Consider the following 15,485-nt stretch of genomic DNA (forward strand, 5'->3'; position numbering starts at 1 on the left):
CTGAGACTATGCGGCGCAGCGTTCCCCAGGCTGTAACGAGACAAGCAGGTAGTGATGGAGAACGAGATAAATCCCTCGAACGCGTGGCCCCCCTCCGAGCGGTACCGCCTCGGGCGTCTGCTCGTCGGCGTGGGTATTGCGTGGATGCTGCTGGGGCTGGTGGTGATGCCGGCGGGGGCGTCGCTCAACCCCGGCCGGATCTACCAGTACAGCCTGACCCTGTTGCTGTACCTGCCGGCGCTGGCGCTGGCTTTTGCCGGGCGTGCCCGCGTGTGGCGAGAGCTCTGGCCGCTGCCCGCGTTTCGGGTGTTTCTGCTGTTGCTGGCCTGGGCGACGCTGTCGCTGGCCTGGGGACATGTAGCTCACCCGGCCGAGGAAGTGGGGCGTCTGCTGAGTGTGCTGGCCTTCGTGCTGGGCTGGCAGGTTTATGCGGCCGACGAGCCGCGGCGTATCGGTGCGTTGCTGCTGCCGGTGGGGCTGCTGGTGGCGGCGTGCGCGTTGTTCTATTGCGTGCGTTTTTTCATGACCTCGCCGGAGGATGACCGCATCATCGGCGAGGGCACCATCGCGACCGCCAACTACGCGGCGGCGATGATGGGCGCGACCGCGCTATACCTCAGCCAGCTGCCGGTCGAGGACGTGCGCTGGTCGCTGGGCCGGTACGGCGCCATCGTCCTGCTGCTGGTGTTCGTGGCGCTGACGCAGTCGCGCGGCGTGTGGCTGGCGATCGGCCTGGCCTTCATGCTGATGCCGGCGTGGCAGCCGGGGCGCGCGTTCCGCTGGCTGGCCGCCGGCGTGGCGCTGATCGCGCTGGTGATGCTGGTGCATCCGCTCAGCGTGCTCACCGAGCGCGGTACGTCGCTGCGGCCGGAGCTGTTCGAGCAGTCGATGCGCCTGATCGCGCAGCATCCGTTGCTCGGCCTCGGCCAGGGCTCGCCCTTCAGCCTGCCGGTCAATGGCGTGACCTACGTGCACACGCATAACCTGCTGACCCAGGTGACGGTGGAGCTGGGCCTGCCGGGCCTGCTGTTGACCATCGCGTTGTGGTGCATGGTGGCCTGGCAGGGCTGGAAGAGCCGCGCCAGCCTGTCGGGCCGGCTGATCCTGGCGCTGTGGGTGTTCGCCTCGGTGGTGCTGCAGTTCGACATGCCGCAGATGCTCGACAGCCCGCGCCCGGCCTGGCTGCTGGTGTGGCTGCCGTTCGCTCTCGCCGTGGGCCGGGCCTGGCGCGAGCGCGAGCAGCATTCCCGATCCATCCATGTTTCTCCCGGTCAGCCGGGGCAGGATTCTCCATGAATAAAAAAGTGCTGGTGACCGGCGGTGCGGGCTTTCTGGGTTCGCATCTGTGCGATCGCCTGCTGCGCGACGGGCATGATGTGCTGTGCGTCGACAATTTCTTTACCGGCAGCAAGCAGAACATCGCGCATCTGCTGACGCATCCGTATTTCGAACTGATGCGCCACGATGTGACCTTCCCGCTCTACGTGGAAGTGGAGCGCATCTTCAATTTAGCCTGCCCGGCCTCGCCGGTGCACTACCAGCACGATCCGGTGCAGACCACCAAGACCAGCGTGCACGGTGCGATCAACATGCTGGGGCTGGCCAAGCGCACGCGCGCGCGCATCCTGCAGGCCTCCACCAGCGAGGTTTATGGCGATCCGGAAGTGCATCCGCAGACCGAGGACTACTGGGGCCGGGTCAACCCGATCGGCTTCCGCAGCTGCTACGACGAAGGCAAGCGCTGCGCCGAGACCCTGTTCTTCGATTACCACCGCCAGCACGCGCTGGACATCAAAGTGGTGCGCATCTTCAACACCTACGGCCCGCGCATGCATCCCAACGACGGCCGCGTGGTGAGCAACTTCATCGTGCAGGCCCTGCGCGGCGAGGACATCACCATCTACGGCGATGGCAGCCAGACGCGCAGTTTCTGCTACGTGGACGATCTGATCGAGGCGATCATCCGCATGATGCAAAGCGAAGAAGGCTTCACCGGTCCGGTGAACATCGGCAACCCTGCCGAGTACACCATGCTGCAGCTGGCCGAGCACGTGCTGCAGCTGGTCGGCGGCCGCTCGAAGCTGGTGTTCCGTCCGCTGCCGGCGGATGATCCGCGCCAGCGCCAGCCCGACATCGGTCTGGCCAAGGAGAAACTGGGCTGGGAGCCGCGCGTGAATCTGGACGACGGCCTGCGCGAGACCATCGCCTACTTCCGCCACCTGCTCCACGGCGGGGCCGGCTGATGGCGGGCGTGAGCTTCAGCGTCATCGTCACCAATTACAACTACCGCGACTACGTCGGCGCGGCGGTCGACAGCGTGCTGGCACAGACACGCGCGGCCGCGCAGCTGATCGTGATGGACGATGGTTCCATCGACGGCTCGTCCGCCTGGCTGGCCGAGCGCTACGGCAACGACCCGCGCGTCACGTTGCGCTGCGTGGAGAACGGCGGCCAGCTGTCCGCCTTCGTGCGTGGCATGGAAGGCGTGATCGGTGACGTGGTGTGCTTTCTCGATGCGGACGACGTGTGGGAGAAGGACTACCTGGCCACCCTCGGCGAGGTCTACGACCAGCGCCGCGACGTGGATTTCCTGTTCACGGACGTGCGCCTGTTCGGCAAGGAAGAGGGTATCCAGGGTTATGCCAGGGAAGCGGTCGACCTCGGCTACACCGCGATCAGCACCTGGATGACCGCGCACTGGTACGGCGCGGCGACCTCGGCCTTGTCGATGCGCCGCATCTGGGCGCAGCGCACGCTGGACCTGCCGGACGAATTCCTGCGCAGCTGGCGCATTTCCGCGGACAACTGCCTGGTGTTCGGCGCCAGCGTGCTGGGTGCGCGCAAGTACTTTCTGCCCACCGGCATGGTCGGCTACCGCGTCCACGGCGCCAACGGCTGGTGGCATGCGCAGCACCAGGGCAACCAGTTCGGCAGCCTGTGGCGCTCGCGCGTGCTGATCAACCATTACGCCCAGCGCATGCATATGGACGACCGCACGCTGGACCTGATCAAGTTCGAATTCCTCAGCAAGCCGGCGCCGTCGAAGGAAGAGACCTGGCGCTATGCACGCATGGCGCTGCGTGTCGGCACGGCGGGCTGGCCCAAGCGCCTGGACCGCACCTTATCGATCCTGCGCCGCGGCCGGCGCGCCGGGAAGGCGTCGTCGTGAAAGCGCTGGACGGCAGCCGCGTCAGCGTGGTGGTGCTGACCTACAACTGGCCCGCGGCGCTGGAGCGTGAGCTGCGCAGCCTGGCGGCGCAGGTGGTGCTGCCGCTGGAAGTGATCGTCGCCGACGACGGTTCGGGCGAGGAAACGCGTGCGTTGATCGAGCGGCTCGCCGCCACCTATCCGGTGCCGCTACGCCATATCTGGCACGAGGACCTGGGCTTTCGCGCCGCGCGGGCGCGCAACCGCGGCATCGCCGCCAGCCGCGGCGACTACGTCATCCTGCTCGACGGCGACATGCTGGTGCATCCGCGCTTCATTGCCGACCATCTGATGCTGGCCGAGCCGGGCTATTTCCTGCAGGGCGGCCGTCTGAAGGCCGATCATGCGGAAAGCGCGCGCCTGCTGGCCGGCGGCAAGCCGACCTTCGCGCCGTGGTTGCGCGCGAACTTCCACGAATTCGACGGTACGCGCAGGTTGTACGCGTTCCGTCAGCCGCTGCTGGCGCGCTGGAAGGCACGCTCGCGCAGCGGCGGACGCGTGATGAGCTGCAATATGAGTTTCTGGCGCGACGATCTGCTGCGCGTCAACGGTTTCGACGAGCGCATGGAAGGTTATGGCGCGGAAGATCGCGAACTGGTGGCGCGCCTGGAGAACGCCGGCTTGCGCCGGCGCCAGTTGAAGTGGGCCGCGCTGGCGGTGCACCTGGAGCACAAGTCGCGTGCGCAGGAAGATGTCGACGATCCGACCCTGCCGAACAACCGCCTGTTCCATGCCACGCGGGAGCTGCGCATCACGCGCTGCGAAAAGGGTATCGATCGTCACCTGGCGGAGTTCGCCACAGGCGCGGCGGCCCGCTAATCCAGCGCGACGATGGCCTGGTGCAGGCGCTGCGGCCAGGCGGCGCGATTGCTTTCATACCAGTGGCGCGCGGCATCGCCGAGTTGCCCGGCGGTGGCCGTATCTATCGCGATGCAGTGTTCGATCGCCGCGGCCATCGACTCGTCCGTGTAGCCATAAAGCGTGGCCAGGTCCTGCATGCCCTCGGCGCGCGCGGGCACCAGCACGCCGCGCGCGGCGGTGACCAGTTCGTTCATCGGCTCGGCATCGAGCGTCACCACCACCGCGCCGCAGCTCATCGCCTCGACCAGGTAGTGGCCGTAGCCTTCGGTCTGCGACGGGCACAGGTGGAAGCGGTGTTCGTTCTGCAGCCGGCGATACGCGGCGTCGTCCAGATGCTCGCGCAGCAGCGTGACGTTCGCCGGCAGCGCGCCGATATCCACGCGCTTGCGCCGCCACACCACGGTGAGCTGCGGCCACGACGGGTGTGCGGCCCACAGGCGCAGCAGCGCTTCGGTGCCCTTGTTGCCGCTGCGGCCCGGGCCATGGAAGAACGCATGCTTGCGTGGCACCGAGGCATCCAGCCGGTCCGGACTGGTGAAGCCGATGTACTGCGTGCGCGCACCGAGCGCGCCGAACAGGCGTTCCGCATGGCGCGTCTTCACCCACACCGCATCCATCGAGGCGAGGTGGGCGCGATCGAACGGGCGGAAGTATTCGGGATTCGGAATCACCACGTTGCGCCGCGCACCGCGCAGGAACTCGGGGCGGATGCGTTCCAGCATCAGGTTGATGTCCTGCGCCGGCGCGCGCCAGGCCAGGCGCAGCCGCGTTGCCCATTCGGCGAGGCGGCCGCGATGCGGCAGGCCGCTGAGCGCGACATCGTTGCCGGCCTCGCGCAGCGCCTCGGCCAGCAAGGCCATGTCGCGGCTGAGGCCGGCGCCGTTGTCGCGTCCGATCAGGTCAAGGCGCGCCATCGGGCGATCACTCGGAATCGGCGGTACTGGCCGGCACGCGGTCGACGTCCTCGCCCGGCGTGCAGCCCGGGATCACCGCGTCGGCCTTGAACAGCCACCACTCGCGGCGGTTGGCGTGGCCGAGGCTGATCGCCTTGCTGCGGTCGACGCACTTGTCCATCACGCCGTCCAGCGCGAACAGCCAGCGGTGCGCCGGAGCCTGCGCCTGCCACTTCACCGCCGCCACGTACTGCTCGTGCCAGGGCACGGTAAAGCCGAAGTCGGTGGCGGGGCGGTCGAGCATCAGCAGGTTCTGTTCCTTCCACGCGACCAGGCCCAGTTCTTCGTTGGCCGGCACGCGTGCACGCACGTCCTGCATCAGCGCGGCGGCGGAGCTGGAATCGTTGAGCAGCGGATACGCCCACAGGCCCCAGGCCAGCCACATCGCCGCCATGCCGCCGCATACCGCCCACACGGCGTGGCGCAGGCGCAGCGCGGCGATCAGTGCCAGCTGCACGGTGCCGATGGCGACGAACATCCACCACAGCGCGTGGCCTCCGTCGTCGAAGCCGCGCGCGGTGGCGAACTCGGTGGCGAATTTCGGATGCGCGATCAACGCCGCGGCGCCGACGCCGAGCATGGCCGCGCCCATCACGCCGATGAATACCAGGCCCGCGATGCGCAGCCAGCGCTTCTGCAGCAGCTCGTGCAGGAAGGGGCCGGTGATCAGCGCCAGCATCGGCAGCGCCGGCATGATGTAGACGTCGCGCTTGCCCTTGGGGATGGCGAAGAACACCAGGATCAGCACGATCCAGCCCAGCGGCAGCAGGATGCGCGCGTCCTTCGCCTTCAGCCGCTGCCACCAGCGCGGCAGCGTGCCCGGATAGGTGAGCGACAGCGGCAGCCAGCTGAACAGCACGATCGGCACGTAATAGAACGGCGAGTGGTGGTGGTCCCACGACTTGCTGTAGCGGCCGGCGGTCTGGTGGAACAGGATGTCGTTGACGTATGCGGCATAGGCCGGGTCGTTGCCGTGCGCCTTCGCGCCCAGCAGCATCGGCACCAGCCACAGCGCGATCGCCGCCAGCAGCGCCACCAGGCCCAGCGGCCAGCGCCACCACGCGCCCGGGCCCATGCGCGACACGCCGTCCCAGCCGCCGCGCCACGCCACCAGGTACGGCAGCAGCATGAACAGCGCGAGCACGCCCACGCCCTTGGTGATCACACCGAGACCCGCGCAGAAACAGCCGAACCAGAACGCACGCCAGTTCGGGCCTTTGAGCAGGTGCACCAGCAGGCCCCAGTTCGCCGCGGTGATGTAGAACATCACCAGCGGATCGATCTGCGCGCGTTTCACCTGGTAGACGAACTGGAAACTCACCAGCAGCGCCGCGGCCGCATACAGGCCCGCCTGCCGGCTCCACAGCCGCCGACCCAGGTCGTAGACCAGCAGCATGGTGCCCAGCGCGGCCAGCAGCGACGGCAGCAGGAAGGCCGCGCGCCAGCTGCGCAGCACGGTGTAGCTGGCCGCTTCGGTCCACATCAGCATCGGCGGCTTGTCCGAATACAGCTCGCTGCCGCGATGCGGGAACAGCCAGTCGCCGCTGTCCACCATCTGCTTGGCGGCCAGGGTGAAGCGCGGCTCGTCCGAGGGCCAGGGATCGCGCAGGCCGATGCCGGCGCCGATCACCACCACGGCGAAGATCAGCAGCAGCCAGAAATAGCGGCGTTCCTGGAGAGTGGCTTGCGAGGCAACGGGCATGCGTGGACTTCCGGCGGCGGCGCCGCGACGTAGCGATGGGTGAAGCGATTTTTTAAGCCGGGCGCCTTATCGGGCGCTTAGGCGCGCCGGTCAGGCCCGTTCGAGCACGGCATAGTACATGCCGTCGAGGTCCCCATCCCCGGGGAGAACCTGCCAGCCCAGCGCCGCCGCCTGCCCCGCGGGCAGGGTGAACGCGGCCGCGCGTGCTTCGGGCTGGCTGGCCAGGAATTCGCCGACCACCGCCTCGTTTTCCGCCTTCAGCAGCGAACAGGTCACGTAGACCAGCCGCCCGCCCGGCGCCAGCAGCGGCCACAGCGCCTGCAGGATGCGGCGCTGCTGCGCGGCCAGCGTGGCGACGTCGCTGTCGCGGCGGTGCAGGCGCACATCCGGCCGGCGGCGCAGGACGCCGGTGGCCGAGCAGGGGGCGTCGATCAGGATGCGGTCGAAGGGGCGGCCGTCCCACCAGGTATCCGGGGTGCCGGCGTCGCCGATCACCACGTCGGCGTCGAGGCCGAGGCGGTCGAGGTTCTGGCCGATGCGTTTGGCGCGGCCGGCGTCGGATTCCAGCGCGATCAGGTCGAGCCTGGCGCGTTCGAGCAGATGGCAGGCCTTGCCGCCGGGGGCGGCGCAGGCGTCGAGCACGCGCAAGCCGTCGCGCACCTCGGCCAGATCCGCCGCGGCCTGGGCGGCGCCGTCCTGCACGGCAAAGTGGCCTTCGGCGAAGCCGGGCATGCGGGTGACGTCGGCGCTGTGCGGCAGCACGATGCCGTCGGCCAGCCAGGCGTGGGCCTCGGCGGTATAGCCGGCGGCGCGCAGGCGTTCGAGCAGGTCGTCGCGGCCGCTGCGGCGGCGGTTGGCGCGCAGCATCAGCGGCGGCTCGATATTGTTCGCGGCCATTACCGCGTCGGCCTGTTCCGGCCAGTCGCGGGCGATGGCCTTGGCCAGCCAGGCGGGGTGGGCGTGGCGGGTCTGCGGCTTGGCGTCGAGCGCGGCCAGCAGCTCGGCGCGCTCGCGCTGCCAGCGGCGCAGCACGGCGTTGACCAGCCCGGCCATGCGCGGCCGCTGTAGTGCGCGCGCGGCCTGCACGGTGGCGGCGACGGCGGCGTAGTCGGGCAGCTCCAGGATCTCCAGCTGCACCAGGCCCAGCACCAGCAGGGCGTGCACGGCCGGTTCCTTCTGGCGCAGCGGTTTCTCCAGCAGGCGGTCGATGGCGGCGTCGAAGCGCAGCCACCAGCGCGCACCGTCGCTGACCAGGGCGGTGAACAGGGCGCGGTCGCGCGGGTCGGCCAGGCGCGGGGCGTAGCGCTCGGTGGCGTCGCGTTGCGAGGCGCCGCGCAGGGCGACTTCGGCGAGGGCCTGGGCGGCCAGGGCGCGGGTGTCGGTCATCGAGCGCTGCGCAGTTCGGGCCGCGCATTGAGATAGTCGGCCGCGCCGATGCGCTTGCCGCCGGCGCGCTGCAGCGCGGTCACGCGCAGGGCGCCTTCGCCGCAGGCGATCTCGATGCCGTCGCGGCCGGCGGACAGCACGCTGCCGGGGGCGGCCGCGTGGTCGCGCGCCACGGCTTCGGCGGCCCAGATGCGCAGCGCTTCACCGGCGATCTCGCCTTCGGCGACGGGCCAGGGATCGAAGGCGCGCACCTGGCGTTCCAGGCTCAGCGCGTCGCGCTGGAAGTCGAGCTTGGCCTCGGCCTTGTCCAGCTTGTGCGCGTAGGTGACGCCTTCCTCCGGCTGCGCGCGCGGGCTCAGCGTTTCGCCGGCCATGACGCGGCGCAGGCCTTCGGCCAGCACGTCGGCGCCCAGGGCGCAGAGGCGGTCGTGCAGGCTGCCGCCGGTGTCGGTGCGCTCGATCGGCGTGCGGCGTTCCAGCAGCACGGGGCCGGTGTCCAGGCCCGCTTCCATCTGCATCAGGTCCACGCCGCTTTCGGCGTCGCCGGCCAGGATCGCGCGCTGGATCGGCGCGGCGCCGCGCCAGCGCGGCAGCAGGCTGGCATGCACGTTCCAGCAGCCCAGGCGCGGCAGGGCCAGCACCTTGCGCGGCAGGATCAGGCCGTAGGCCACCACCACCATCAGGTCGGCCCGGCAGGCCGCGAGCGTGTCGCGCGCTTCCTGGCTTTTCAGCGATTCGGGCTGTTCCACCGGGATGCCTGCCGCCAGCGCGGCCTGCTTCACCGGGCTGGGCGTGAGCTTGCGGCCGCGGCCCGCGGGGCGGTCCGGCTGCGTATACACGGCAACGACCTCGGCGCCGCTGGCGCGGCAGGCTTCGAGGCAGGGGACGGAGAACTCGGGCGTGCCGGCGAAAACGACGCGCAAGGGCGCGCCCGTCAAGCGCTGGCCGCCTGCTTGCGCTGCTTGTCCATGCGCTTGAGCAGCATGGAGCGCTTCAGCGGCGACAGGTAATCGACGAACACCTTGCCGGCCAGATGGTCCATCTCGTGCTGGATGCACACGGCCAGCGGGCCTTCCACGTCGAGCACGAATTCCTTGCCGTCGGCGTCCTGCGCCTTGACCTTGATCTTCAGCGCGCGGGTCACGTCGGCATAGATGCCGGGGAAGGACAGGCAGCCCTCCTGGTACACCTGGGAGCCGTCCTTTTCCAGAATCTCGGCATTGATCAGGGCCAGCGGCTCGTTGCGCTCGTCGCTCATGTCCGCCACCAGCACGCGCTGGTGCACGTTGACCTGGGTGGCGGCCAGGCCGACGCCGTTGGCGGCATACATGGTTTCGAACATGTCGGCGACGAACTGCTTGAGTTCTGCGTCGAACACGCGCACGGGCTCGGCCTTGGTGCGCAGGCGGGGGTCGGGGAATTCGAGAATGGTCAGGGTCGGCATTTGGTGTACACCTCGGCGCCAAAAATGCGGGCGAATCGGTGAAAACCCAGCCCGGGCGCGATCTAGAATGAGCCTTATTGTACGTCGGCAACCCCGTGTCTGGCAGAGGATTCTGCCAACTGGCTCTGGTTGCGGGCGTTAAACCATCGGTTACACTCCGCCGAGCATCGGGGGATGGGGGAATCCCGTTTATGATTAGAAAGTCCATCGGGCTGCTGGCCGGCATGCTGGTCACTGTCGCCGTTTACGCTGCCGGCGCTCAATTGCGTTCGGACCACCCCGATTCGTACACCGTGCGCAAGGGCGACACGCTCTGGGCCATTTCGGCGCGCTTCCTCTCCAAGCCCTGGCTGTGGCCGGAGATCTGGCAGGCGAACCCGCAGGTGCAGAACCCGCATCTGATCTATCCGGGCGACGTGCTCAATCTTTCCTTCATCAACGGTCCGCGCCTCGGCTTGCAGCCGCGCGTGCGCGCCGAAGGCGAGCCGATCCCCGCCATCCCGCTGTCCGCGCTGCGCATGTTCCTCAAGGAAACGCGCGTGATGAGCTCGGACGAGGTGAAGCAGTCGCCGTACGTGATGGGCTTCGAGGAAGCCCGCCTGCGCGGCACCGTCGGCCAGAACATCTACGCGCGCAACCTCAAGTCCGAGCCGGGCCAGCGCTGGGCGATCGTGCGCCCGACGCATACCTTCCGCGGCTTCAACCAGGACGACCGCAGCGAGCCGTACCCGTTGGTCGGCCATGAGCTGGACAACGACGCCTCGGTGGTCACCACCCCGTGGCGCGAAGAATTCCGCAACGACCACCACTACGGCTCCGGCACCGACCTGGGTACCGAAGTGACGGTGATCGGCAATGCCGAAACGCTGCGCACCGGCGACGTCTCCACCCTGCTGCTGCTGGATTCCACCCAGGAGATCCGCAAGGGCGATCGCATCATGCCGATCGACGACAAGCCCTACGACCCGTACTACTACCCGCATGCGCCGAAGTCGGTGCCGGACAACTCCCGCGTGATCGCCTTCACCGACGCGCTCGAGGCCGTCGGCCCGCATCAGGTGGTGGCGCTGTCGATCGGTGCGAAGGACGGCGTGGAGAACGGCCAGACCTTCTCGATCATGCATCCGGGCGAGACCATCAACGACGACGTGGCCAGCGACAGCTGGCGCCGCGACACCGGCAAGCCGGTGACCCTGCCGGAGGAATTCGCCGGCCACGTGATGGTGTTCCGCACCTTCGACAAGGTCAGCTACGGCCTGGTCATGGACGGCATCAAGCCGATCTCGATGGGCGACCGCCTGACGATGCCTGAGTAAGCGCATCGGCATCGGCTGACAGAACGGCGCGGCATAGTCCGCGCCGTTTTCGTTTGCGCGGCCCATAAACTGCGCGGATGAGCGAAACCGACGCATGGCGCGCCTGGCTGGTCCTGCTGCGCACCCCCGGCCTGGGGCCTTCCATCCTCCGCCAATGGCTGCTGGCCCACGACCGGCGCATCGAGACCGTGCTGGCGCATGCGCCGCGCCGCGCTGCGGCATTGGGCGCAGATGCCGTGGCCTGGCTGGAGCGGCCGGACGAAGCCCTGATCGCCGCCGACCTGGCCTGGCTGGCCCAGCCGGGGCACCGCCTGCTGTGCTGCACCGAGGCAGATTTCCCGCCCCTGCTGGAAGCGATCCCGAACCCGCCCGCCGCGCTGTTCGTGAGCGGCGACGCCGGGCTGCTGCTGTTTCCGCAGGTAGCGGTCGTCGGCTCGCGCAGCGCCACCGCCGGCGGGCTGGTGCAGGCGCGGGCGTTCGCGCGGGATCTCGCCGTGGCCGGCTTCGTGGTGACCAGCGGCATGGCCGACGGCGTCGACGGCGCGGCCCACCTGGGCGCGCTGGATGCCGGCCGGCCCACGGTGGCGGTGGTGGGCACCGGCCTGGACCGCGTCTACCCGCGCAAGCACCTGGCCCTGGCGCACCGGATCGCCCAGGAAGGCGTCCTGGTCAGCGAATTCCCGCTGGGCACGCCGGCCGTGGCGGGGCATTTTCCGCGGCGCAACCGCATCCTGTCGGGCCTGGCCCTGGGCACCCTGGTGGTCGAGGCGGACCTCGAATCGGGCTCGCTGATCACCGCCCGCCTGGCCGGCGAACAGGGGCGGGAGGTGTTCGCGCTGCCCGGCTCCGTTCATAATCCGCAGTCCCGTGGCTGCCACCAGCTGATCCGCGACGGCGCCCGGCTGGTCGAAACGGCGGCCGAAGTGGCCGAGGTGCTGGCGCCGCAGGCGCGCGCGCTGGGCGCGGAACTGGCGGCGCGGCTGCAGGATGCGCCACCGGGCCACGCCGTCCAGGCCGCCCAGGCGGGCTGGAGCGGCGACCCGGAGTACGGCCAGCTGCTGGCCGCCCTGGGCCACGACCCGGCCAGCCTGGACGAGCTGGCCGGCCGTACCGGGCAGTCCGCCGCCGCCTTGTCGTCCATGCTGCTGATGCTGGAGCTGGAGGGCGTGGTGGGCAGCCTGCCGGGCAATCGCTACCAGCGCCTGCCGGGCTAGCCGGGCCGGATGGCCGAAATGGCTCCATGCCTCGTTTTCACGAGACCGAGCTTGACGGCGTTGGCGCGGCATGCCTTTAACTAAATAAAGAAGGCCCGCCAAAGTGCGGGCCGTTGGCTTCTGGAAACCCCGCTGCATGGCAAAGAATCTGCTCATCGTCGAGTCGCCCGCCAAGGCCAAGACGATCAACAAGTACCTGGGCAAGGACTTCCAGGTCCTGGCCTCCTACGGTCACGTGCGTGACCTGAAGCCGAAGGAGGGCGCGGTCGATCCGGACCATGGTTTCGCCATGGCCTACGAGATCATCGAGCGCAATCAGAAACACGTCGACGCCATCGCCAAGGCGGCCCAGGCGGCCGACGACATCTACCTCGCGACCGACTTGGATCGCGAAGGTGAGGCGATCAGCTGGCATATCAGCGAGATCCTGCAGCAGCGTGGCCTGACCAAGGGCAAGCAGCTGCACCGCGTGGTGTTCTCCGAGATCACCCCCAAGGCGATCAAGGCCGCCGTGGCCCAGCCGCGCCAGCTCTCGCACGACCTGGTCGACGCCCAGCAGGCGCGCCGCGCGCTGGACTACCTGGTCGGCTTCAACCTGTCGCCGGTGCTGTGGCGCAAGGTGCAGCGCGGCCTGTCCGCCGGCCGCGTGCAGAGCCCGGCGCTGCGCATGATCGTGGAGCGCGAGGAAGAGATCGAAGCCTTCGTCGCCCGCGAGTACTGGACCGTCGAAGCCGCGCTGCGCCACCCCGAGGGCGACTTCAGCGCGCGCCTCACCCGCCTGTACGGCAAGAAGTTCGAGCAGTTCGACCTCACCAACGAGGCCGACGCCATGGCCGCCCGCGCGGCGCTGAAGGAAGCCGCGCACGGCCGCCTCACCGTCAGCGACGTCGGCAGCAAGGAGCGCAAGCGCCGCCCGGCGCCGCCGTTCACCACCTCCACCCTGCAGCAGGAGGCCGCGCGCAAGCTCGGCTTCTCCACCAGCCGCACCATGAAGGTGGCGCAGGGGCTGTACGAGGGCGTGTCGCTGGGCAGCGAGGGCAACGTTGGCCTCATTACCTATATGCGTACCGACTCGGTGGCGCTGTCCGAAGACGCCGTGGGCGAGCTGCGCCAGCTGATCGCGCGCGACTACGGCAACAAGGCGCTGCCGGACCATCCGCAGGTCTACAAGTCCAAGTCCAAGAACGCGCAGGAAGCGCACGAGGCGATCCGCCCGACCTCGGCCATGTACACGCCGCGCGAGGTGGCTTCGTACCTCAACGACGAGCAGCGCAAGCTGTACGAGCTGATCTGGAAGCGTACCGTCGCCTGCCAGATGATCCACGCCACGCTCAACACCGTGTCGGTGGATTTCGCCCTGCCGCATGCCCAGGGCGGTGAGGCGGGCTTCCGCTCCACCGGCACCACCGTGGTCGACCCGGGCTTCCTGGCCGTGTACGAGGAAGGCCGCGACCAGAAGAGCGCCGAGGACGACGACGAAGGCCGCCGCCTGCCCAGGCTGGAAAAGGGCGAGCAGGTCGCGCTGCACGACATCCTGGCCGACCAGCACTTCACCGAGCCGCCGCCGCGCTATTCCGAAGCGAGCCTGGTGAAGTCGCTGGAAGAACACGGCATCGGCCGCCCGTCGACCTACGCCAGCATCATCCAGGTGCTGCTCAACCGCGAATACGTGCTGCTGGACAGCCGCCGCTTCAAGCCCACCGACGTGGGCCGCGCGGTGAGCAAGTTCCTGACCCAGCACTTCACCCGCTACGTCGACTACGACTTCACCGCCAAGCTCGAGGACGAACTCGACGCGGTGAGCCGCGGCGAGGAAGCCTGGGTGCCGCTGATGGAACGCTTCTGGCAGCCGTTCAAGCAGCAGGTCGAGGAAAAGACCGAGACCGTCGACCGCAGCGAGGCCACCGGCGCGCGCGAGCTGGGCACGGATCCGAAGTCCGGCAAGCCGGTGTCGGTGCGCCTGGGCCGCTACGGGCCATATGCGCAGATCGGCGACAAGGACACGGACGAGAAGCTGCAGTTCGCCAGCTTGCGTCCGGGCCAGAGCATGCACACCATCACCCTGGAAGAGTCGCTGGAGCTGTTCAAGCTGCCGCGCAAGCTCGGCCAGGCCGAGAACGGCGACGAGGTGTCGGTGGGCGTGGGCCGCTTCGGCCCGTTCGTGAAGCAAGGCAGCACCTATGCCTCGCTCAAGGCCGAGGACGACCCCTACACCATCGAGCTGCCGCGCGCGCTGCAGATCGTGCAGGAGAAGCTGGAGTTGATCGCCAACCGCGTGATCCAGGACTTCGGCAACGGCGTGCAGGTGCTCAACGGCCGCTTCGGTCCGTACATCACCGACGGCGAGAAGAACGCGCGCATCCCGAAGGACCAGGACCCGAAGACCCTGACCGAGGCGCAGTGCATCGAACTGCTCGCCGCGGCGCCGGTAAAGAAGGGTCGCGGTGGGGCCAAGAAGGCGGCGAAAAAGGCCGCGCCGGCAGCGAAGAAGGCGGCCGCCAAGAAGGCGCCCGCGGAAAAGCCGGCGGTGAAGAAGGCTGCAGCCAAGAAGACGACGGCCTCCAAGACGGCAGCCAAAAAGACCGCGACCAAGAAAACCGCCACCAGGAAAGCCGCCGCGAAGAAGCCCGCAGCAGGCAAGGCCAAGGCCTGAGTGGCCCGGCACTTCGCGCTCGGCCAGCTCGACGAAGCCGCCGCGCTATTGCGCGGCGGCGGCGTGCTGGCGTATCCCACCGAGGCGGTGTTCGGCCTGGGCTGCGATCCGCACGACCGCGCGGCGTTCGAGCGGATCTTCGCCTTGAAGCAGCGCCCGCCCACCCAGGGCGTGCTGCTGATCGCGGCGGATTTTGCGCAGGTCGAGCGTTACATTGCGCGCGCCGCCGTGCCCGATGAGGTGATGGAGCAGGTACGCGCCAGCTGGCCCGGACCGAACACCTGGATCTTCCCGCGCTCGGCCGAAGTACCCGAATGGGTGGCCGGCGCCCATGCCGGCATCGCCCTGCGCGTCACCTCGCACGAGCCCGCCGCCGCGCTGTGCCGCGCCTTTGGCGGCGGGCTGGTGTCGACCAGCGCCAACCCGCACGGCCAGCCGCCGGCCCGTTCCGCGGTGGCGGTGGAGAGCTACTTCGGCGCCGCTCTGGACGGCCTGCTGGACGCCCCGCTGGGGGGCCTGGAGCGGCCCACGGTGATCCGCGACGCGCTCACCGGCGCTATCATCCGCGCCTGACCCGAGCCGGCTCGCCGGCCCGCCTGAATACGCTCTGGACGCTACCGGCGCCAGTGGGGAGGTATTCAGCGGCGGTCGCGAGGATGGGAAGAGCCTCGCCGGGCCCAATCCGCGATCCGTTCCGTCGGCCCGGTTTCCGGGGCGGCTCCATGGATGCGTTGCCGGTGAACAGTACG

The 15,485-nt window shown here is 69.1% G+C and carries 13 protein-coding genes; 8 read left to right on the top strand and 5 right to left on the bottom strand.

Annotation, left to right across the window (positions count from 1 at the left end; translation table 11 throughout):
* The first annotated feature begins 54 nt into the window (after window positions 1–54).
* Genes KK141_RS19550 through KK141_RS19565 form a run of 4 tightly spaced genes read left to right on the top strand, consistent with a single transcriptional unit; the run spans window position 55 to window position 4,026 of the window.
* On the top strand, window positions 55–1,296 hold the full coding sequence (locus tag KK141_RS19550; RefSeq protein WP_214572894.1) for an O-antigen ligase family protein: 1,242 nt from the start codon (window positions 55–57) through the stop codon (window positions 1,294–1,296).
* Window positions 1,293–2,243, top strand: a complete 951-nt coding sequence (locus KK141_RS19555) for a UDP-glucuronic acid decarboxylase family protein (RefSeq protein WP_214572893.1) — start codon at window positions 1,293–1,295, stop codon at window positions 2,241–2,243. The genes KK141_RS19550 and KK141_RS19555 overlap by 4 nt, the downstream gene beginning before the upstream one ends.
* The gene (locus tag KK141_RS19560; protein WP_214572892.1) at window positions 2,243–3,169 is read left to right on the top strand and encodes a glycosyltransferase family A protein; all 927 of its coding nucleotides are present in this window, start codon (window positions 2,243–2,245) and stop codon (window positions 3,167–3,169) included. The genes KK141_RS19555 and KK141_RS19560 overlap by 1 nt, the downstream gene beginning before the upstream one ends.
* On the top strand, window positions 3,166–4,026 hold the full coding sequence (locus KK141_RS19565; protein WP_345777620.1) for a glycosyltransferase family 2 protein: 861 nt from the start codon (window positions 3,166–3,168) through the stop codon (window positions 4,024–4,026). The genes KK141_RS19560 and KK141_RS19565 overlap by 4 nt, the downstream gene beginning before the upstream one ends.
* Here KK141_RS19565 and KK141_RS19570 read toward each other — a convergent pair.
* From KK141_RS19570 to def, 5 genes are all read right to left on the bottom strand, one after another.
* Complete coding sequence (locus KK141_RS19570) at window positions 4,023–4,982, bottom strand: glycosyltransferase (protein WP_214572891.1); 960 nt, start codon at window positions 4,980–4,982, stop codon at window positions 4,023–4,025. The two genes, KK141_RS19565 and KK141_RS19570, sit on opposite strands and share 4 nt — an antisense overlap.
* A gap of 7 nt (window positions 4,983–4,989) precedes the next feature.
* Window positions 4,990–6,723 carry a glycosyltransferase family 39 protein gene (locus tag KK141_RS19575; protein ID WP_214572890.1) on the bottom strand — a complete coding sequence of 578 codons (1,734 nt, stop codon included), beginning with the start codon at window positions 6,721–6,723 and terminating at the stop codon, window positions 4,990–4,992.
* A gap of 90 nt (window positions 6,724–6,813) precedes the next feature.
* Window positions 6,814–8,109 (bottom strand): 16S rRNA (cytosine(967)-C(5))-methyltransferase RsmB, encoded by a 1,296-nt coding sequence (gene rsmB, locus KK141_RS19580; protein WP_214572889.1) that lies wholly within the window; start codon window positions 8,107–8,109, stop codon window positions 6,814–6,816.
* Entirely contained in the window at window positions 8,106–9,032 is a 927-nt protein-coding gene (fmt, locus tag KK141_RS19585) for a methionyl-tRNA formyltransferase (RefSeq protein ID WP_214572888.1), read from the bottom strand. Before fmt ends, rsmB begins: the two co-directional genes overlap by 4 nt.
* Window positions 9,033–9,043: 11 nt before the next feature.
* On the bottom strand, window positions 9,044–9,553 hold the full coding sequence (gene def / locus KK141_RS19590; protein ID WP_214572887.1) for a peptide deformylase: 510 nt from the start codon (window positions 9,551–9,553) through the stop codon (window positions 9,044–9,046).
* Between the two features lie 191 nt (window positions 9,554–9,744).
* On the opposite strand from def, the gene KK141_RS19595 reads away from it, so the two are divergent.
* The 4 genes from KK141_RS19595 (at window position 9,745) to KK141_RS19610 (ending at window position 15,309) form a co-directional block, all read left to right on the top strand.
* Window positions 9,745–10,869 carry a LysM domain-containing protein gene (locus KK141_RS19595; RefSeq protein WP_214572886.1) on the top strand — a complete coding sequence of 375 codons (1,125 nt, stop codon included), beginning with the start codon at window positions 9,745–9,747 and terminating at the stop codon, window positions 10,867–10,869.
* Window positions 10,870–10,946: 77 nt separating this feature from the next.
* Window positions 10,947–12,083: a DNA-processing protein DprA gene (gene dprA, locus KK141_RS19600; protein ID WP_214572885.1), complete on the top strand. Its 1,137-nt coding sequence runs from the start codon at window positions 10,947–10,949 to the stop codon at window positions 12,081–12,083.
* A gap of 136 nt (window positions 12,084–12,219) precedes the next feature.
* A complete protein-coding gene (locus tag KK141_RS19605; RefSeq protein ID WP_214572884.1) occupies window positions 12,220–14,736 on the top strand; it encodes a DNA topoisomerase I in 2,517 nt (838 codons plus the stop codon).
* On the top strand, window positions 14,737–15,309 hold the full coding sequence (locus KK141_RS19610) for a Sua5/YciO/YrdC/YwlC family protein (RefSeq protein ID WP_214572883.1): 573 nt from the start codon (window positions 14,737–14,739) through the stop codon (window positions 15,307–15,309).
* The last annotated feature ends 176 nt before the right edge of the window (window positions 15,310–15,485 follow it).

Origin of the sequence: Dyella sp. LX-66, assembly GCF_018599165.1 — a bacterium.
GTDB lineage: Bacteria > Pseudomonadota > Gammaproteobacteria > Xanthomonadales > Rhodanobacteraceae > Dyella_D > Dyella_D marensis.

What these genes read in the sequence shown, in the direction of transcription:
- KK141_RS19570 (WP_214572891.1), bottom strand. Translation starts at nt 4,982, where the DNA reads ATGGCGCGCCTTGACCTGATCGGACGCGACAACGGCGCCGGCCTCAGC.
- KK141_RS19605 (WP_214572884.1), top strand. Translation starts at nt 12,220, where the DNA reads ATGGCAAAGAATCTGCTCATCGTCGAGTCGCCCGCCAAGGCCAAGACG.
- KK141_RS19575 (WP_214572890.1), bottom strand. Translation starts at nt 6,723, where the DNA reads ATGCCCGTTGCCTCGCAAGCCACTCTCCAGGAACGCCGCTATTTCTGG.
- dprA (WP_214572885.1), top strand. Translation starts at nt 10,947, where the DNA reads ATGAGCGAAACCGACGCATGGCGCGCCTGGCTGGTCCTGCTGCGCACC.
- rsmB (WP_214572889.1), bottom strand. Translation starts at nt 8,109, where the DNA reads ATGACCGACACCCGCGCCCTGGCCGCCCAGGCCCTCGCCGAAGTCGCC.
- KK141_RS19550 (WP_214572894.1), top strand. Translation starts at nt 55, where the DNA reads ATGGAGAACGAGATAAATCCCTCGAACGCGTGGCCCCCCTCCGAGCGG.
- KK141_RS19555 (WP_214572893.1), top strand. Translation starts at nt 1,293, where the DNA reads ATGAATAAAAAAGTGCTGGTGACCGGCGGTGCGGGCTTTCTGGGTTCG.
- def (WP_214572887.1), bottom strand. Translation starts at nt 9,553, where the DNA reads ATGCCGACCCTGACCATTCTCGAATTCCCCGACCCCCGCCTGCGCACC.
- KK141_RS19560 (WP_214572892.1), top strand. Translation starts at nt 2,243, where the DNA reads ATGGCGGGCGTGAGCTTCAGCGTCATCGTCACCAATTACAACTACCGC.
- KK141_RS19595 (WP_214572886.1), top strand. Translation starts at nt 9,745, where the DNA reads ATGATTAGAAAGTCCATCGGGCTGCTGGCCGGCATGCTGGTCACTGTC.